General features: G+C 63.0%; 12 protein-coding genes and 4 pseudogenes. All 16 read right to left on the bottom strand.

Annotation, left to right across the window (positions count from 1 at the left end; genetic code table 11):
- Window positions 1-379: 379 nt before the first annotated feature.
- The 16 genes and pseudogenes from sucD to frc all read right to left on the bottom strand — a co-directional run bounded on the left by sucD (window position 380) and on the right by frc (window position 18752).
- Entirely contained in the window at window positions 380-1261 is an 882-nt protein-coding gene (sucD, locus tag OKW28_RS25555) for a succinate--CoA ligase subunit alpha (RefSeq protein WP_429449895.1), read from the bottom strand.
- 130 nt (window positions 1262-1391) lie between these two features.
- Window positions 1392-2561 carry an ADP-forming succinate--CoA ligase subunit beta gene (sucC, locus tag OKW28_RS25550; RefSeq protein WP_013090442.1) on the bottom strand — a complete coding sequence of 390 codons (1170 nt, stop codon included), beginning with the start codon at window positions 2559-2561 and terminating at the stop codon, window positions 1392-1394.
- A gap of 141 nt (window positions 2562-2702) precedes the next feature.
- Window positions 2703-2861, bottom strand: a pseudogene (locus tag OKW28_RS25545) (electron transfer flavoprotein subunit alpha/FixB family protein); the annotation flags it as partial.
- Window positions 2851-2958: pseudogene (locus tag OKW28_RS25540) on the bottom strand (electron transfer flavoprotein subunit beta/FixA family protein); the annotation flags it as partial. The pseudogenes OKW28_RS25545 and OKW28_RS25540, both read right to left, overlap by 11 nt.
- Before the next feature lie 123 nt (window positions 2959-3081).
- The gene (locus OKW28_RS25535) at window positions 3082-4116 is read right to left on the bottom strand and encodes a 2-dehydropantoate 2-reductase (RefSeq protein ID WP_429449893.1); all 1035 of its coding nucleotides are present in this window, start codon (window positions 4114-4116) and stop codon (window positions 3082-3084) included.
- A 136-nt stretch (window positions 4117-4252) separates the two neighbouring features.
- Entirely contained in the window at window positions 4253-4489 is a 237-nt protein-coding gene (locus tag OKW28_RS25530; protein WP_429449891.1) for a formate dehydrogenase subunit delta, read from the bottom strand.
- 8 nt (window positions 4490-4497) lie between these two features.
- Window positions 4498-7473 carry a formate dehydrogenase subunit alpha gene (fdhF, locus tag OKW28_RS25525; protein WP_429449889.1) on the bottom strand — a complete coding sequence of 992 codons (2976 nt, stop codon included), beginning with the start codon at window positions 7471-7473 and terminating at the stop codon, window positions 4498-4500.
- 14 nt (window positions 7474-7487) lie between these two features.
- Window positions 7488-9071 carry a formate dehydrogenase beta subunit gene (locus OKW28_RS25520; protein ID WP_429449887.1) on the bottom strand — a complete coding sequence of 528 codons (1584 nt, stop codon included), beginning with the start codon at window positions 9069-9071 and terminating at the stop codon, window positions 7488-7490.
- The gene (locus OKW28_RS25515; protein ID WP_429454450.1) at window positions 9068-9541 is read right to left on the bottom strand and encodes an NAD(P)H-dependent oxidoreductase subunit E; all 474 of its coding nucleotides are present in this window, start codon (window positions 9539-9541) and stop codon (window positions 9068-9070) included. The genes OKW28_RS25520 and OKW28_RS25515 overlap by 4 nt, the downstream gene beginning before the upstream one ends.
- Window positions 9542-9624: 83 nt before the next feature.
- Window positions 9625-10956 (bottom strand): oxalate/formate MFS antiporter, encoded by a 1332-nt coding sequence (gene oxlT / locus OKW28_RS25510; protein ID WP_429449885.1) that lies wholly within the window; start codon window positions 10954-10956, stop codon window positions 9625-9627.
- Window positions 10957-11179: 223 nt separating this feature from the next.
- Window positions 11180-12085, bottom strand: a pseudogene (locus OKW28_RS25505) (HPP family protein); the annotation flags it as partial.
- Window positions 12086-12168: 83 nt separating this feature from the next.
- Window positions 12169-13581, bottom strand: a complete 1413-nt coding sequence (pyk, locus tag OKW28_RS25500; RefSeq protein ID WP_429449883.1) for a pyruvate kinase — start codon at window positions 13579-13581, stop codon at window positions 12169-12171.
- A gap of 50 nt (window positions 13582-13631) precedes the next feature.
- Complete coding sequence (gene pntB / locus OKW28_RS25495; protein WP_429449882.1) at window positions 13632-15023, bottom strand: Re/Si-specific NAD(P)(+) transhydrogenase subunit beta; 1392 nt, start codon at window positions 15021-15023, stop codon at window positions 13632-13634.
- 9 nt (window positions 15024-15032) lie between these two features.
- A pseudogene (locus tag OKW28_RS25490) lies at window positions 15033-16614 on the bottom strand (Re/Si-specific NAD(P)(+) transhydrogenase subunit alpha).
- A gap of 1 nt (window position 16615) precedes the next feature.
- Window positions 16616-17395, bottom strand: coding sequence for a fumarylacetoacetate hydrolase family protein (locus OKW28_RS25485; protein WP_429449880.1), 780 nt, complete (start codon window positions 17393-17395; stop codon window positions 16616-16618).
- Window positions 17396-17504: 109 nt separating this feature from the next.
- Window positions 17505-18752, bottom strand: a complete 1248-nt coding sequence (gene frc, locus OKW28_RS25480) for a formyl-CoA transferase (protein WP_429449878.1) — start codon at window positions 18750-18752, stop codon at window positions 17505-17507.
- Between the last annotated feature and the right edge of the window lie 36 nt (window positions 18753-18788).

The following is an 18788-nucleotide window of genomic DNA, read 5'->3' as shown; positions in this document are numbered from 1 at the left end:
CAACCCGATAGTCGCCATTTCCCGCAGCTATCCATCCTGCTTCGCAGGCTCCTGAATGTTATCGCCATTCGGGAAGCCGAACGGTCACGAAACTAGCAACCAGTTGCAAGACACCCGCCTACACGATGATCAACCTGCGGCACTACTGCCGCAGCTAATCGAACGGCGTCGCTGAGGTTTTCAGTTCCGGCGCAGTGCGTCGTGATCCAGCTCACGCCCACCTTGTCAAACTCAGCCTTTATCACCTCAATCCTGTCTTCAATTCAGTCTTGTCGTAACCGTTTTCAGTCCTGACGATACGGTGAAAACCCATCATGGCCGATCACATCAAAACCTGCAACCAGTAGCAGCTTCTCCGACCTTCCCGGCCGTCGGCCGGCTAGATGATCGACCTCAGAAGACGCGCCATTTCCGACGGGTTCTTCGTGACCTTGATACCGCATGCGTCCATGATTTCCAGCTTCGCTTCAGCGGTGTCCGCACCGCCCGAGATCAGCGCGCCGGCGTGGCCCATGCGCTTGCCCGGAGGCGCCGTGACGCCAGCGATGAAGCCAACCACCGGCTTCTTCATGTTGTCCTTGATCCAGTGCGCGGCGTTCGCCTCGTCCGGACCGCCGATTTCGCCGATCATGATGACGGCGTCCGTATCCGGATTGTCGTTGAACATCTTCATCACGTCGATGTGCTTCAGACCGTTGATCGGGTCGCCGCCGATGCCGACTGCCGACGACTGGCCGAGGCCGATCGAGGTCAGCTGGCCGACTGCTTCATACGTCAGCGTGCCCGAACGCGACACGACGCCGATGCGGCCCTTGCGATGGATGTGACCCGGCATGATGCCGATCTTCAGCTCGTCCGGCGTGATCGTGCCCGGGCAGTTCGGTCCGAGCAGCAGCGTCTTGCGGTTTTCGCGACGCATACGGTCCTTGATCTCGATCATGTCGCGCACGGGAATGCCTTCCGTGATACAGATTGCGAGATCCAGGTCGGCTTCGACTGCTTCCCAGATGGCGGCGGCAGCGCCTGCCGGCGGAACGTAAATCACCGACACGGTCGCGCCCGTCTCAGCCTTGGCTTCAGCGACGCTCGCGTAGATGGGGATGCCTTCGAAATCTTCGCCGGCGCGCTTCGGGTTCACGCCCGCGACGTACGCTTTGCGGCCGTTTGCGTATTCACGGCAAGCACGTGTGTGGAACTGACCGGTCTTGCCGGTGATGCCCTGCGTGATGACCTTGGTGTCTTTGTTGATCAGAATCGACATGTATTGACCTCTGTTCGTTTGGCGTCGCGCGGTAGCGCCACTCGGCGCGATGCTTCACGCCTGTGTCGCTTGCGCGCCGCCACTCGTAAACCTGGCAAATGAGCTGGTAAATGCGCCGTGGACAGCTGGCTTACGCCTTGCCCGAAGCAGCTGCGACGACCTTCTGAGCCGCCTCTTCCATGCTGTCCGCCGAGATGATCGGCAGGCCGGATTCGGCGAGCATCTTCTTGCCCAGGTCTTCGTTCGTGCCCTTCATGCGGACCACGAGCGGCACCTTCAGCGATACGGCCTTCGACGCCGCGATCACGCCTTCCGCGATCACGTCGCAGCGCATGATGCCACCGAAGATATTGACCAGAATCGCGGTCAGGTTCGGGTTCTTCAGCATGATCTTGAACGCTTCGGTGACCTTCTCGGTCGTAGCTCCTCCGCCGACGTCGAGGAAGTTCGCCGGTTCGCCGCCGAACAGCTTGATGGTGTCCATCGTTGCCATTGCGAGGCCAGCGCCGTTCACCAGACAGCCGATGTTGCCGTCGAGCGAGATGTACGCGAGGTCGAACTTCGACGCTTCGATTTCAGCCGGATCTTCTTCGTCCAGATCGCGGTACGCGACGATTTCCGGGTGACGGAACAGCGCATTCGAGTCGAAGTTGAACTTCGCGTCGAGTGCGATGACCTTGCCGTCGCCGGTCAGGATCAGCGGGTTGATTTCGGCGAGCGATGCGTCGGTTTCCCAGAATGCCTTGTACAGGCCTTGCAGGATCGCGCGAGCTTGCGGGATCGAAGCGTCGGGCACGCCGATCTTCTTCGCGAGGTCGTCTGCTTCCGAGTCCTTCAGGCCGGTCGACGGATCGACGGCAACCTTGTGGATCAGCTCAGGCGTCTTTTCCGCAACTTCTTCGACGTCCATGCCGCCTTCGCTCGACGCCATCACGACGATCTTCTGCGAAACGCGATCGATCACGAGACCGACATACAGTTCCTTCTTGATGTCAGCGCCTTCTTCGATCAGCAGGCGGTTCACCTTCTGGCCTTCCGGACCGGTCTGGTGCGTGACGAGCTGCATGCCGAGGATCTGGTTCGAGTACTCGCGAACCTGTTCCAGCGACTTGGCGACCTTGACGCCGCCGCCCTTGCCACGGCCACCCGCGTGGATCTGAGCCTTCACGACCCACACCGGGCCGCCCAGCTCTTCCGCGGCCTTGACCGCATCATCCACCGAGAAGACCGGCTTGCCGCGCGGTACCGCGACGCCGAATTTCCGCAGGATTTCCTTACCCTGGTACTCGTGAATCTTCATGCGTGATTCCCTTCAGTCTGAGAGTTGGATTGCATTTGTTTATGTTGGCTAAGGAAGGCTCATCTTCGGTACGGGGCGTACATATTCTCGCCGTGAAACGCTAGTACTGCCTGCAAGCAATTGCGCAGCAAGTCCACGGCTCTATAACGCCTTGGCAACGGCTGGCACTGCTTCGAAGAGATCGCCGACGAGCCCATAGTTGGCCACACTGAAGACCGAGGCTTCTGGATCCTTGTTGATCGCGACGATCACCTTGCTGTCCTTCATTCCCGCGAGGTGCTGGATCGCCCCTGAGATACCGCGCGGCCGCCAGCGGCTCCACGCCGTCGTTTGAGTCGATGAGGATCGCGGGGTCCACATCGAACGCGAGCGCCGTGCGCAACGTTTCCTGAGTCTGCTGATCGGTCGCTACATCGATGTGTAGGAGTATCCCGGCGGTCGAATCGAAATCCGGGCCGACGCCAGGGCTTTGTCAGCAGTCTGGCAACGCCAAGCGTTGTCTTCGGTAGTATCTCTGGATCTATGCAGCTTGCGACACCTCTGTCACCCGGTTTTTGCGTTCTAGAGGCGCAAACCGAACAGGCATTTGCTGGGCGATCCGCTCGCGCATCTTGATCAGCGCCAGCACTGTGTCTATGGTCGGCGTCGCCTGCCCGACCAGCCGGCCCATCTCCTGGACAACGGTGAGCAGCGGGTCGATCTCCATCGGGCGGCCGGCTTCGAGATCCTGCAACATCGAGGTCTTGTGCGCACCAACCGCACCCGCGCCATCGATACGCTTTTCGACATCCACGCGGAAATGCACGCCAAAACGGTCACCAATCGCTTTCGCTTCCATCATCATGGTGCGCGACACCGCGCGTGTCGCCGGGTCGCTCGTGATAACGTCCAGCGTTGCGTGGGTTAGAGCGCTAATCGGATTGAAACAGAGATTGCCCCACAATTTCAGCCAGATCTCGTCACGGATATTGTCGCGGATCGGTGCGTCCAGATCCGCAGCAATAAAGATTTCGTGCAGCCTCTGGACTCGCTCAGTGCGCTCACCACTGGGCTCGCCGATCGGGAATTTCTTCCCGTACACATGGCGAATCACGCCCGGTTCGACGATTGCGGTTGCCGGGTACACCACGCAACCGATCGCACGTTCAGGCCCGAGCACGTTCCACTGCTTGCCGCCCGGATCAACGCTGTCGAGCGTGGTGCCGGCGAATTCGCCGCCGTGTTTGTAGAAATACCAGTAAGGAATCCCGTTCACCGCGGTAACAACCGCCGTGTCGGGTCGCAGCAAGGGCTGCATCGCACCCACCACGCCCGGCACCGCATGCGCCTTCAGTGCAACGATCACGTAATCCTGCGTCCCGAGTTCACGCGGATCCGCCGAGCAACGCACCTTGACGACACGCTCCACGCCATCGATCTGCAGACGTACGCCGTTGGCCTGCATGGCGGCGAGGTGCGGGCCTCGCGCGACGAAACTAACGTCGGCTCCTGCCAGTGCGAGCTGCGCGCCGAGGTACCCGCCAATTGCTCCGGCGCCATAAACACAGATCTTCATCTGTCTCTCCCTGTTTTGAAGTTACGAATGCTGTCGAGCCGACATGGGCATCTATTTCGGCGTGGGTGGCGCGAATTTTTACGCCGGTACGGCCTAGCCCTTAGCGGTATTGCGGGCGCACGCCTACGCTGGGCGATTATGTTTGATCTGGTGTCAGCTCAGCGCGGTGGCCCGCGAGTGCCTCTTGAACAATCTGGCACAACGTCCCTTCGTTTGAAGTATCGAGCGCGGCCAGCAACGCGCGCCGCATGCGCGGCTCCCAGAAGCGGCGGATATGATCGGCGATGCCGGTGAGCGCCTCTTCGTGGTCCGGCATCGATTCGAAGAAATCGCCGATCCGGTTCGCCATGTCGATCAGGTTCTGATTGTCCATCGCTCGCCTCACTTGCCCGACGTCGTGCTGGCCAGCTCGCGCTGTTTCAGCAGATCGAGCTGTTCGCTATTGAAGCGCGAATAGTCCTGCTGCCATTGCGACGGTTGTTCGACCGGCATCACCTGCACCGCGGTCACCTTGTATTCCGGACAGTTGGTCGCCCAGTCCGAGCTGTCGGTGGTGATCACGTTCGCGCCCGATTCGGGAAAGTGGAACGTCGTGTAAACGACACCCGGCTGCATCCGCTCGGTCACCTTCGCGCGTAGCACGGTCTGTCCCGCACGCGATTCGATGCCGACCCAGTCGCCGGTCTTGATGCCGCGCTCTTCGGCATCGTGCGGATGCAGTTCGAGCCGGTCCTCGTCGTGCCAGCGCGAGTTCTCGGTACGGCGCGTTTGCGCGCCGACGTTGTACTGCGAGAGGATGCGGCCCGTCGTGAGCAGCAACGGATACTTGCGCGTAACCTTCTCCGGCGATGCGATGAACTTCGTGATCACGAACCTGCCCTTGCCGCGCACGAAGGTGTCGACGTGCATCGTCGGCGTGCCGTCGGGCGCGTCCTCGTCGCATGGCCACTGGATGCTGCCGAGCTCGTCGAGCTTCTGGTACGACACGCCGTGGAAGGTCGGTGTGAGCCGCGCGATTTCGTCCATGATCTCGGACGGATGCGTGTAGTCCATCTCGTAGCCGAGCGCGCGCGACAGCAACTGCGTGACTTCCCAGTCCGCGTAGCCGCCGAGCGGCGGCATCACCTTGCGCACGCGCGAGATGCGGCGCTCGGCATTGGTGAACGTGCCGTCCTTTTCGAGGAACGACGAGCCGGGCAGCAGCACGTGTGCATACTTGGCGGTCTCGTTCAGGAAGATGTCCTGCACGACGATGCATTCCATCGACGACAGCGCCGCCGCCACATGATGCGTGTTCGGGTCCGACTGCACGATGTCTTCGCCCTGGCAGTACAGGCCCTTGAAGGTGCCGTGCACGGCGGCGTCGAACATGTTCGGAATGCGCAGGCCGGGTTCCGGCTGCAACGTCACGTTCCACGCTTCCTCGAACAGCGTGCGCGTGACGGTATCGCTGATATGGCGGTAGCCCGGCAGTTCGTGCGGGAACGAGCCCATGTCGCACGAACCCTGCACGTTGTTCTGGCCGCGCAGCGGATTCACGCCCACGCCTTCGCGGCCGATGTTGCCGGTCGCCATCGCGAGGTTGGCGATACCGATCACCATCGTCGAGCCTTGCGCGTGTTCGGTGACGCCGAGGCCGTAGTAGATTGCCGCACGACCTCTGCAAGTCCCTGTGGGATTGCCACCGGTGGCATAGATGCGGGCAGCTTCGCGCACCTGCTGGGCCGGCACGCCGGTCACCGCTTCGGTCGCTTCCGGTGCGTTTTCCGGCAGCGCGACGAAATCGCGCCACTGCCCGAACGCGCGCGTTTCGCAACGCTCGGCGACGAACGCTTCGTTCAGCAGGCCCTCGGTCACAATCACATGCGCCAGCGCATTCACCACGGCCACGTTGGTGCCCGGGCGCAATTGCAGATGATGCGACGCCTTCACGTGCGGTGTATCGACGATATCGATCCGCCGCGGATCGACGACGATCAGCTTCGCGCCCTCGCGCACGCGGCGCTTCAGACGCGAGCCGAACACGGGGTGGCCGTCGGTCGGATTCGCGCCGATCACCATGATGACGTCGGCTTTATCGACCGACGCGAACGTCTGCGTGCCCGCCGATTCGCCGAGCGTGGTCTTCAGGCCATAGCCGGTCGGCGAGTGGCAGACGCGCGCGCAGGTGTCGACGTTGTTGTTGCCGAACGCGGCGCGCACGAGCTTTTGCACCAGATAGGTTTCTTCGTTCGTGCAACGCGACGACGTGATGCCGCCGATCGAATCGCGCCCGTGCTTCGCCTGAATCCGGCGGAATTCCGAGGCCGCGTACGTGAGCGCTTCGTCCCAGCTGACTTCGCGCCACGGGTCGGTGATCTTCGCGCGGATCATCGGTTTGGTGATGCGGTCCTTGTGCGTCGCGTAGCCCCACGCGAAGCGACCCTTTACGCACGCATGGCCTTCGTTGGCCTGGCCGTTCTTGTGCGGCACCATCCGCACGACCTCGTTGCCCTTCATCTCCGCCTTGAACGAGCAGCCGACGCCGCAATACGCACAGGTGGTGACGACCGAATGCTCCGCCTGGCCGAGCATGATGACGGACTTTTCCTGCAGCGTCGCGGTCGGGCACGCGGCGACGCACGCGCCGCACGACACGCATTCCGATTCCATGAACGGCTGGTTCTCGCTGGCCGCCACGCGCGATTCGAAGCCGCGCCCCGCGATGGTCAGCGCGAACGTCCCCTGGGTTTCCTCGCACGCGCGCACGCAGCGATTGCAGACGATGCACTTCGCCGGGTCGTACGTGAAGTACGGATTCGACTCGTCCTTCCGGTCCTTCAGGTGATTCGCGCCGTCGAAGCCGTAGCGCACTTCGCGCAGGCCGGTCACGCCCGCCATGTCCTGCAATTCGCAGTCGCCGTTGGCGGGGCAGGTGAGGCAGTCGAGCGGGTGGTCGGAGATGTACAGCTCCATCACGTTGCGGCGCAGCGATTGCAGACGCTCGGTTTGCGTGCGCACCTTCATGCCGGCTTCGACCGGCGTCGTGCACGACGCGGGATAACCGCGCCGGCCTTCGATTTCGACCAGGCACAGGCGGCACGAGCCGAACGGTTCGAGCGAATCGGTCGCGCACAGCTTCGGCACGTTGACGCCGGCCTCGGCGGCGGCGCGCATCACCGAGGTGCCGGCGGGAACCGTCACCGCCTCGCCGTCGATTTCCAGCGTGACGTCAACGTCGGCGTGACGCGCGGGCGTGCCATCGTCGGTGTCGTCGAACAGCGGGCGTGCCGCGCGTTGTTGTGATTGCGCCTGCGCCTTGCACGCGCAGTGGCCGGAGCCGCAGCCGCCAGCGGGAGAGTTGAGCACGTCGGACATGGTGGGCTCCTGGGTCAGGCCGCGGCCGCGTTGGGCGCGTGATGGGACTCGTCGGGCGACGCGTCGGCGAGACCGAAGTCTTCGGGGAAATGGTCGAGCGCGGACAGCACCGGGAACGGCGTCATGCCGCCCATCGCGCACAGCGAGCCGGACACCATCGTGTCGCACAGGTCGCGCAGCAATTGCAGTTGCCGCGTGGAGGTGTCGCCGCTGCGAATCCGTCCGATCACTTCGACGCCGCGTGTCGAGCCGATCCGGCACGGCGTGCACTTGCCGCACGATTCGAGCGCGCAGAAGTGCATCGCGTACTGCGCGAGTTCGGCGAGGTTCGACGTATCGTCATGCACGACGAGGCCGCCGTGGCCGATCACCGCGCCGACCGCCGCGTATGCTTCGTAGTCCATCGGAATGTCCCACTGGCTTTGCGGCAGATAGGTGCCGAGCGGGCCGCCCACCTGCACCGCGCGCGCGGGCCGGCCGCTCGCCGTGCCGCCGCCGTAGTCGTCGAGCAATTCGCGCAGCGTCACGCCGAACGCGAGTTCGACGAGGCCGCCTTGCTTCACGTTGCCGGCGAGCTGGAACGGCAGCGTGCCGCGCGAACGGCCCATGCCGAAGTCTTTATAGAACGCCGCGCCGCGCGCGAAGATGATCGGCACGGTGGCGAGCGTGATCACGTTGTTGATCACGGTCGGCTGGCCGAAGAGGCCGGCGAGCGCAGGCACCGGCGGCTTCGCGCGGACGATGCCGCGTTTGCCTTCGAGCGATTCGAGCAGCGCGGTTTCCTCGCCGCACACATACGAGCCGGCGCCTTTCGCGACGAACAGCTCGAAGCGATGCGCGCTCGAGCCGAGCACGCTGTCGCCGAGCCAGCCGGCGGCGCGCGCGCGGGCGATGGCCGTTTCGAGCGTCGCGATCGAATGCGGGTACTCGCTGCGCACGTAGATGTAGCCGACCGTCGCGCCGGTTACGACGCCCGCGATCAGCATGCCTTCGATTAGCACGTACGGATCGCTTTCCATCACGAGGCGATCGGAGAAGGTGCCGGAGTCGCCTTCGTCGGCATTGCAGACGATGTACTTCTGCGCCGCTTGCGCGCCGCGCACCGTGCGCCATTTGATGCCGGCGGGGAAGGCCGCGCCGCCGCGGCCGCGCAGGCCGGATTCGATCAACGCTTCGCAGGCAGCGTCGCCGTCGGTTTGCAGCGCATGGCGCAAGCCTTCGAGGCCGCCGTGCGCCACGTAGTCGTCGATGGAGAGCGGATTGGTGATGCCGATGCGCGCGAAGGTCAGGCGCTGCTGCTTCTTCAGATACGGAATCTCGTCGACCACGCCGACGCGCCGCGCATGCGCGCCGCCCTCGACGAAGCCCGCGTCGAACAACGCGGCGACGTCTTCCACGTCGACATTCGCATAGCCGATGCGGCCTTCGGGCGTCGCGACTTCGACGAGCGGTTCGAGCCACAGCAACCCGCGCGAACCGTTGCGGATCAGTTCGATCGCAATGCGGCGGCGCGCGGCTTCGCTGGCGATGGCTTCGGCCAGCGCATCGGCGCCGAGCGCGAGCGCCGACGAATCGCGGGGGACGTAGATGCGCGTCATGCCGTCACCTCCACGCACTTGCTGGCGGCCGCGAAAATCGCGTCGAATTTTTGCGGCGTGACTTTGGCTTTCAGCGTGCCGTTGAGCACCAGCGCCGGCGACAGCGCGCATTGTCCGAGGCAATACACCGACTCCAGCTCCACCGTCGCGCCATGCTGATGGCCGGCATCGAAGCGGCAACCGGTGTGCGCCTCGATATGCTGCGCGAGCGCTTCGGTGCCCATGCTGCGGCAGGCTTCCGCGCGGCACAGTTGCACGGTGACGGCTGCGGCGGGCTGCGTGCGGAAGTGGTGATAGTAGGTAATGACGCCGTGCACCTCAGCGCGCGACAGGTTCAGCGCACGCGCGAGCGGCGCAACCGCGTCGGGCGGCACAAAGCCGAGTTCGTCCTGGATCGCGTGCAGCACGGCAAGCAGGGAACCACCACGGCGACTATGCCGCTCAATCAACTCACTAAAATCGGCCAAGATGTTCTCCTGCGGAGCGGTATTGGGATGCCTTCACGTTCGGATCCGACATTGCATTGCGAACACCCGCGTTTCTTTAATGGCACTCACTCATGCGAACCGAGAGGCAACGGTTGAAAGTCGTCTTCCGATACTTTGCTGGGCGCAGCAGAGTTCAGAATCCAGCGGCGTCGCATCGGATACAGGATGACCTTCGCCGACACGCCGGCCAACATCGAAATACACGCAACGAAGACGAACACCGTGTTCCAGCCTCCTTGCGCCGCCAACAGCGAAGCCACTGGCACCATCATCGCGGCGGTGCCTTTGGCCGTATAGAGCGTGCCGGCATTGCCTGCGGCATATTTCCCACCAAACGTGTCGGCACAGGTTGCCGGAAAGTTCGAGAAGACATCGCCGTAGCACAGAAAGACGAGCCCGGAAAACGTGATGAACAAATAGGGGTTATGGCCAAAATGCATCAGCCCCAACAAAGCCAGCCCTTGTCCGAGAAAGGTCATGAACATGGTGTTCTCACGCCCGATCCGATCAGAGATGAAACCGCATAACGGGCGTGTGAAGCCGTTGCACAGATTGTTGATCGACAGCGTCATCGCTAGCAGCGGCAACGTCACGCTCAGCACGCTGACCGGCATCGTCGCAAAACCGTATGACTTGGCGATCGGACCGATCTGAGCTGTAGCAATGATCCCACCTGACGCGACGCACACGAACATGGCGTACATCACCCAGAAAACCGGTGCACGAACCATCTGTTTGGTCGTGTAGTCAGTTTTCGTTGCGACAATGCGCTTGGCACCCGCCGCATGCGCCGGCGGCTTCGGGCGCACCAGCAAGGTTGCCAGCAGAAGAATGCAGACGCCCTGGAACACGCCGAAGAACACAAACGCATGCTCGTAGCCGGAGCGCTGGATCATGTTGGAAATCGGAATCACCGTCAGCGCCGCGCCGGCGCCAAAGCCCGCCGCAGTCAGACCCGCAGCCAGCCCGCGCTTGTCCGGAAACCACTTGAGCGCCGTGCCCACACAGGTGCCGTACACACACCCTGCTCCGACACCGGCAATCACAGCAGCGACGTAAAGCACCGGCAGACTCGGCGCATAGGCATCGAGAACCCAGCCGAGCGCCGCGCAGATCGACCCACCGATCACCACCGGACGAGGACCGAATTTGTCCACCAGCCAGCCTTCGACGGGCACCAGCCAGGTCTCGGTAACGATAAAAATCGAAAACGCCAACTGGATCGCTGCTTGGCCCCAGTGATGTTTGGCGTCCATCGGGACGACAAAGAGGGTCCACGCGTATTGAAGGTTTGCTATGAGCCCCATGCACGCGATGCCGGCCGCCAGTTGGACCCAACGATTATGCCGGCGTGCCGTATAGCCGCTAAAGGCTGTTTCAGTGTGTGCCACGTTCATTGTCTCCGTCTATTGACTTGTTCGCTTGCCTGATGAAAACACCTGCCCGTCTACGCGGGACAGCCATGATGCTTGAAGACCGTTCCGGGTAAACTCCTGCGCGCGTTGCCATCAGGACAGCTGATCGATATCGCGGCGCGCTGCACTGGCACCCGGTTCGAAACCCTGGCTCCGTTAAGGCTTAAGCCATGATGGGTGGCTTCAACAATTAACGAAAATTAAAGATTCTTATGCTTTGGATTAGCCATCGCTTATGCACTCGATAAGCTTGCTTCGCCACGCCCCCAAAGTCCCCAAGATCGCTCAGCGCAACGCTACCGATCACCCGGTTAGCCGGGTCGGTGACCGGCAGTGCTTTTACGCGGTGTCTTAGCAGCAAACGCCGTGAGGCTTCTGTCTTCATGGATGCCGGTACGGAAATCGGCGGCCGCGACATGATATTTGCGCAGGTCAATTCGCTAAACACGCGGGCATACCCTTGCAACTGCGCGTCGCGCAGCAACGATTCGAGATCGTCGGTGTCAATGTCGAGCCATTCGCTGCGCCGCCTAAGCACCGCTTCCAGATCGCCGCGCGTGAAACCCGAGGGCATCCCCATCGACGCATTCGCACCTTGGGTCGGATTTTGCGCGCCGACATGCGGATAGCGATGTCCAGTCAGCGCATGAAAGACGATCGCGGCGATGAGCAAACTGAATGTCGGCACGGCGATCGGTACGAGGATGAAACCGTAGCCCATTGCATGAATCGCCGGACCACCCAGCACGGCAGTCAGTGCGACCGCGCCTGAGGGCGGGTGCATGCAACGCAGCGCAAACATCGCGCAGATCGCGAGCGCCACGGCTAGCGCTCCGGCTTCGACAGGATGGACGATCCAGCGCGCACACGCGACGCCGACGGCAGCCGAAACGAGAATGTCGCCGATGATCGACCATGGCTGGGCCAGCGGGCTCGCCGGGACGCCAAATAGCAAGACGGCAGACCCGCCCATGGGTGCGACCAGCAGGGGAATCGTCGCGTCGGCTCCGAGCAGAACATGCATCGAGCCACCCGTGAACGCGATGCCCACACAGGATCGAAAGCGCTCCGACCACCTGATTGCTACGCGGTGCGGAGTGAAGCCACGCAACCGTCAAACAACGGCAGACGCCGTCTTCGTTTGTGACACGTCTATGTCTCCGTCTACCCACTGCACTTCGTGCCCGGGGTCGCTCAGACTCGGGCAATGCGCAGCAGATTGGTGGTACCCGACTCGCCGAACGGCATGCCCGCTGCGATCGCCAGTTGATCGCCTGAATTGGCAAAACCCAGCCTCGCGGCAATGCCGCACGCGGCACTTACCATCTCGTCGACCGATCCGACGTCAGGGCTGACCGTGGAATGGACGCCCCAAACCAGCGCAAGACGCCGCGCCGTCGACAGCTTCGGCGTGATGCTGAGAATCGGCGCGGCCGGCCGCTGACGGGCAGCCCGCAGGCTGGTGTGTCCGGATGTCGTGTATGTCACCGTTGCAACCGCAGCGATGGTCTGCGCAACATCGCGCAGTGCCGCGCAGATCGCGTCGCCCGGTGTACCGAGCGGAAGCTCGTGCTGGGCATCGAGCAGGTTACGGTAGAGCGGATCATGTTCGACCTCCTTGATGATCCGCTCCATCATCGCCACGGCCTGCACCGGGAAGCCACCGCTGGCCGATTCCGCAGACAGCATGACCGCGTCCGCGCCATCGTAGATGGCCGTCGCGACGTCCGATGCCTCGGCACGCGTGGGCACCGGGGCTGAAATCATCGATTCGAGCATCTGGGTCGCGACGATCACCGGCTTGCCGTGGCTGCGGCAGGATCGAAGGATGCGCTTCTGCATGCCCGGCACGCGCTCGGGTGGAAGCTCGACGCCCAGGTCGCCGCGTGCCACCATCACGGCGTCGGCGGCATTCACGATCTCGTCGAGCCGCTCGAGCGCCGCCGGCTTTTCCAGCTTGACCATGAGCCCCGCGCGTTCGCCGATGAGCGCGCGCGCGCCGATCAAATCTTCCGGACGCTGGACGAACGAAAGCGCAATCCAGTCAGCGCCCAGTGACAACGCAAATTCCAGATCGATCAGGTCTTTCTGGGTCAGCACTGGAATCGGCAAGATCGCGTCGGGAACATTCACCCCTTTTCGATCCGACAGGATTCCGCCGTGCATCACCCGGGTGCGGATCCGCTCGCCGTTGTTGTCGAGCACTTCCAGGCGCAATTTGCCGTCGTCGAGAAGCAGCGACTGGCCAGCGGCGACCACCTCGAAAAGCTCTGGATGGGGCAAGCAGACGCGGTTGACGTCACCGTGCGCCGGGTTCCGGTCGAGCGCGAATTCCGCGCCCTCGGCGAGCATCACCCTGCCTTCAGCGAAAGGACCCACGCGCAACTTCGGTCCCTGCATGTCCGCGAGAATCGAAATGGGCCGGCCCGCAGTATGTTCGACCTCGCGAACAAGCTCATACCGGCGCCGGTGATCCTCGTGCGAACCGTGGCTAAAATTCAGCCGGAAGACATCCGCACCGGCGCGAACGAGTTGCGCAATTGTTTCGAGATTGGAGGTCGCGGGGCCGAGGGTCGCGACGATCTTTGCTTTGCGTAGGTGGATCATGATCGATCAGTAATGTGAAGTTAAGGGGAAGTGAGCGCGGTAACAGCGTGTCAAGCGTCAAGCTGCCTGAGCAACGCATCGACGCTGCCCTTCGCATCGCCGAACAGCATCCGCGTGTTGTCCTTGTAGAAGAGCGGGTTGTCCACGCCCGCATAGCCGGTCGCCATGCTGCGCTTGGATACGACCACCGTGCGCGCCTTCCACACTTCGAGCACCGGCATCCCCGCGATCGGACTGCCCGGATCTTCGAGCGCACCCGGGTTCACGATATCGTTGGCGCCGATCACGAGCACGACATCCGTGTTGGTGAAGTCGTGATTGATTTCATCCATTTCGAGCACGATGTCGTATGGCACCTTCGCTTCTGCAAGCAGCACGTTCATGTGGCCCGGCAACCTGCCGGCGACCGGATGGATACCGAAACGCACCCTCACGCCGAGACCGTCGAGCTTGCGCGTGATTTCGCTGATGGTCGCCTGCGCCTGCGCCACGGCCATCCCGTAGCCGGGCACGATGATGACCTCGGACGCATCGCGCAGAATCGCGCTAACTTCGTCAACCGTGGTGGGTACCACCTCTCCCGCGACGTCCGCGGAACGCGTGCCGTTAGCCGCACCGAAGCCGCCAAGAATGACCGACACAAAACTGCGGTTCATCGCGCGGCACATGATGTAGCTGAGAATCGCGCCGCTCGAGCCCACCAGCGCGCCGGTCGTGATCAACAGGTCGTTGCTCAACATGAAGCCCGTGGCGGCGGCCGCCCATCCGGAATAGCTGTTCAGCATCGACACGACGACCGGCATGTCGGCGCCGCCGATGGCCATCACCAGATGCACGCCAAGCGCCGCAGCGAGCACGATCATCACGAGCAACGCGAGAACGCCGTCCGCGCCTGACGGCACCGTGAGGAACCGGTAGCCGATCGCGACGCACAGCACCAGCACGGTCAGGTTCAGCAGATGCCGGCCCGGCATCACGAGCGGCTTGCCGCTGATCGTGCCCTGCAGCTTCAGAAACGCGACGATTGAGCCCGTGAACGTGATCGTGCCGATAAAGACGCCAAGATAGATCTCGGACAGGTGGATCACCCGCTCCGCGCCGCCGAACTGGCCGGCTGGCATCAGAAAGTTGGTGAACCCGATCAGCACCGCGGCCAGCCCGACAAAGCTGTGCAGTATCGCGACCAGCTGCGGCATCTGTGTCATCTCGACGCGCCGTGCCAGCAGTGCGCCGACGGCTGCGCCGATCACGGCCGCCGCCAGCACGACTGCCAGCCCCGCGCCTTGCGCGATCAGCAGCGTGGCGAGGACCGCGATCAGCATGCCCACCACGCCGTACAGATTGCCGCGGCGCGCGCTCGTCGGATGACTCAGTCCGCGCAGACTCAGGATAAACAGTGTGCTCGCGCCTAAATACGCGATGTTGCCGATTCCGTTCAACATGAGTTGTCCTTAGTTGCGCTGGAACATCTTCAACATGCGCTGGGTCACGAGAAACCCACCGGCGATATTGATCGTGGCGACCAGCAACGCGACACCGCCGAGCACCGTCACCAGCAGGTTCGGTGTGCCAAGTTGCAGCAGCGCTCCGATCACGATGATCCCGCTGATCGCATTGGTCACGCTCATCAGCGGCGTGTGCAAGGCCGGTGTCACGTTCCAGACCACCTGATAACCGACGAATACCGCCAGCACGAATACAGTCAGATGCGCGACAAACGCCGGCGGCGCGACCGCGCCGAGCGCCAGCAGCGCCAACACCGCCATCGCCAGCAGTACCAGCGACGTGTGGCGCGAACGGCGCGCGGCGGCGGCTTGCTGGTTGGCGTCGATCGGGCTCGTGACGGGCTTCGCGGGCGGCGCACGGTGCGTCGCGATCGCGGCTTGTTTCGGCGGGGGCGGCGGCCAGCTAACAACGCCTTGATGCACGACCGTCGCACCTCGCATCACGTCGTCACCCATGTCGATGCACGGCACGCCGTCTTTCTGCGGTGTCAGATCGGCCAGCAGATGACGGATATTGGTGCCGTAGAGCTGACTCGACTGCATCGCCATCCGGCTCGGCAAGTCGGTATAGCCGACGATCGTCACGCCGTTGACGGCTACCACCTCGCCGGGTTGCGTCAGTTCGCAATTGCCGCCCTGCTCCGCTGCCATGTCGACGATCACGCCGCCCGGCCGCATGGTCTCCAACATGGCTGCGGTAATCAGCTTGGGCGCGGGCTTGCCAGGAATCAGCGCGGTGGTGATGATGATGTCGACGTCCTTCGCCTGCGCCGCGAACAGCGCCATTTCCGCTTCGATGTACTTCGCGCTCATTTGCTTCGCGTAGCCGCCTGAACCGCTGCCGTCTTCATCAACGTCCAGTTTGAGAAACTCGGCGCCCATGCTTTCGACCTGCTGCTCGACCTCGGGGCGCGTGTCGAATGCGCGCACGATCGCGCCCAGACCGCGCGCCGCACCGATGGCGGCGAGGCCAGCAACACCCGCCCCGATCACCATCACCTTCGCGGGCGGCATCTTGCCCGCTGCAGTGATCTGCCCGGTGAATACGCGCCCGAAGTGCTGCGCGGCTTCGATCACCGCGCGGTAACCGGCCATGTTCGCCATCGAGCTGAGCGCATCGAGCTTCTGCGCGCGCGAGATGCGCGGCACGCAGTCCATCGCCAGCACGCTAGCGCCGCCGGCCGCGAGATGCTCGAGCAGCACCGGGTTCTGCGCGGGCCAGATGAAGCTGATCAATATCGCGCCCTTCTTCAGCAACGCCCCTTCATCGACACCGAGCGCCGGATTAAACTCCGGCGCGCGCACCTTGATCACGATATCGGCCTCGGCCCACACGGCACGGGTATCGGTGACGACTTGCGCGCCAGCCGCGCGATATGCATCGTCGTCGAACGCCGCCCTTAGGCCCGCCCACCTCGACGCTCACTGCGAAACCGAGCTTCAGCAACTGACCGACGGTTTCGGGCGTCGCCGCGACGCGACGTTCCCCGGCGCGAATCTCGCGCGGTACTGCAATCGTCATCGCCATATCAGATTTCCGTTGACAGCGCGTTCGACAGCACGCCGATACCGTCGATCGATACGTCGACCGTCGAGCCGTCCTTGATCGAGCCGACACCAATCGACGTACCGCAAGCGATCACGTCGCCGGGCAGCAACGTCATATCGTGCGAGATCAGGCTCACCTGTTCCGCAGGCGAAAAGATCATGTCCGCCAGCGGGTAGTTCTGCCGCTCCACCTCGTCGAGCCGCGTCACGACACTGGCCGTACGCCAATCGAAGTCGCGCTGGATCACGGGTCCGATACAACTGAACGTATCGAAACCCTTCGAGCGGCACCATTGCGCAAAGTTGACATCCTCGTTCAGCAATTCGGCCGCCGTCACGTCGTTGATACAGGTGAAGCCAAAGATGTGATCGTTTGCCTCTTCCACCGATACGTTGCGACAGCGCTTGCCGATTACGATCGCAAGCTCCCCTTCATACGCGATCTTGCCACTGTAGTCTTTCGGACGACGAATGGGTTCGCCTGGACCGATCACCGAGGTCGGCGGCTTGATCAGGAACAGCGGGTGGGACGGCGCGGCCTTGCCAAGTTTCTCCGACAGCGCATGGAAGTTATTCCACAGCGCGACGACCTTAGTCGGAACACACGGGTTGAGCAGCGTAATGTCGTCCCGGCTCAACACGTTGCCGCTTGGGACGGCGTCACCGAACATATCTCCTTCGTATTCGGTGACGCGATGGCTTTCCTGCACGCCGAAGCCCGTCTGGCCATCGGCGAGCCGAAAACGTATCCACGATTTCATCGGAATGTCTCCTGCGCGATTCATTGGGGTGCACTGACGCGGCCCGGCGGGTCGCGCCGCAACATCTTGTCCCGCGCGTCAGACGCGCGGTCAGGCACGGCTTACGCGGTCATAACGCGCCGACCGCACGCAAATGCACGATCTGGTCCGCCGAATAGCCGAGCTCGGCCATCACCTCGTCGGTGTGCTCGCCAAGCAGCGGTGAGCGCGTAACTTCAGTGGGACTGTCCGACAGCTTGATCGGATTGCCGACCGTCAGATACTTGCCGCGCACCGGGTGATCGACCTCGACGATCGTGCCGGTCTTGCGCAGCGACGGCTCCTCGGCGATCTCCTTCATCGACAGGATCGGGCCGCATGGAATGTCGTACCTGTTGAGCGTCTCCATCGCCTCGTACTTCGTCCGGGTCATGGTCCAGCGCTCGATCTCGGCAAAAATCTCCTTCAGGCGCGGCAGCCGCGCGGCAGGCGTCGCGTAGTCGGGATCGGTGGCCCATTCCTCCTTGCCGATCACATTGCAGACCTTCGCCCACACCGGCGCCTGGGCGATGAAGTAGATGTACGCGTTCGGGTCCGCCTCCCAGCCCTTGCACTTCAGAATCCAGCCCGGCTGACCACCGCCGGAAGCGTTGCCGGCGCGCGGCACCGCTTCGCCGAAGGTGCCGTTCGGATGTTGCGGATACTCCCGCATCACGCCCGTGCGTTCGAGCCGCTGCTGGTCGCGCAGCTTCACGCGGCACAGATTCAGCACGCCGTCCTGCATCGCGGCGAGCACGTATTGACCTCGCCCCGTCGTCTTGCGCTGATAGAGCGCCGTGACGATGCCGAGCGCAAGATGCAGCCCGGTGCCGCTGTCGCCGATCTGCGCGCCGCTCACGACCGGCGGGCCGTCGTCGAAGCCGGTGGTCGACGCCGCGCCGCCCACGCATTGCGCGACGTTCTCGTAGACCTTGCAGTCCTCATACGGCCCGGGACCGAAGCCCTTGACCGACGCCACGATCATGCGCGGGTTCAGTTCCTGGATACGCTCCCAGCTGAAGCCCATCCGCTCGAGCGCGCCCGGCGCAAAATTCTCCACCAGCACGTCGCACCTCCGGATCAGCGCTTCGAGAACCCGCTTGCCTTCCGGGTTCTTCGTGTCGATCGTCACCGAGCGCTTGTTGTGGTTGAGCATCGTGAAGTAAAGACTGTCCGCCTCCGGGATGTCGCGCAGCTGCTCACGCGTGACATCGCCTGCGCCCGCCCGCTCGACCTTGATCACATCGGCGCCGAACCACGCCAGCAACTGCGTGCACGTCGGACCCGATTGCACATGCGTGAAATCGAGAATCCTCACGTCCTCCAATGCCTTGCCCATGTTGCGTCTCCCTAAATTGATCTGTATCTGGTCTGA

It is taken from the genome of Paraburkholderia sp. 40, assembly GCF_050434105.1.
GTDB lineage: Bacteria > Pseudomonadota > Gammaproteobacteria > Burkholderiales > Burkholderiaceae > Paraburkholderia > Paraburkholderia tuberum.
This window is presented reverse-complemented; position numbering and strand designations above follow the sequence as displayed.

Coding starts and splice junctions, on each gene's coding strand:
- frc (WP_429449878.1), bottom strand. CDS start 18,752: ATGGGCAAGGCATTGGAGGACGTGAGGATTCTCGATTTCACGCATGTG.
- OKW28_RS25485 (WP_429449880.1), bottom strand. CDS start 17,395: ATGAAATCGTGGATACGTTTTCGGCTCGCCGATGGCCAGACGGGCTTC.
- OKW28_RS25520 (WP_429449887.1), bottom strand. CDS start 9,071: ATGACGCGCATCTACGTCCCCCGCGATTCGTCGGCGCTCGCGCTCGGC.
- OKW28_RS25535 (WP_429449893.1), bottom strand. CDS start 4,116: ATGAAGATCTGTGTTTATGGCGCCGGAGCAATTGGCGGGTACCTCGGC.
- oxlT (WP_429449885.1), bottom strand. CDS start 10,956: ATGAACGTGGCACACACTGAAACAGCCTTTAGCGGCTATACGGCACGC.
- fdhF (WP_429449889.1), bottom strand. CDS start 7,473: ATGTCCGACGTGCTCAACTCTCCCGCTGGCGGCTGCGGCTCCGGCCAC.
- pyk (WP_429449883.1), bottom strand. CDS start 13,581: ATGATCCACCTACGCAAAGCAAAGATCGTCGCGACCCTCGGCCCCGCG.
- sucC (WP_013090442.1), bottom strand. CDS start 2,561: ATGAAGATTCACGAGTACCAGGGTAAGGAAATCCTGCGGAAATTCGGC.
- OKW28_RS25530 (WP_429449891.1), bottom strand. CDS start 4,489: ATGGACAATCAGAACCTGATCGACATGGCGAACCGGATCGGCGATTTC.
- pntB (WP_429449882.1), bottom strand. CDS start 15,023: ATGTTGAACGGAATCGGCAACATCGCGTATTTAGGCGCGAGCACACTG.
- sucD (WP_429449895.1), bottom strand. CDS start 1,261: ATGTCGATTCTGATCAACAAAGACACCAAGGTCATCACGCAGGGCATC.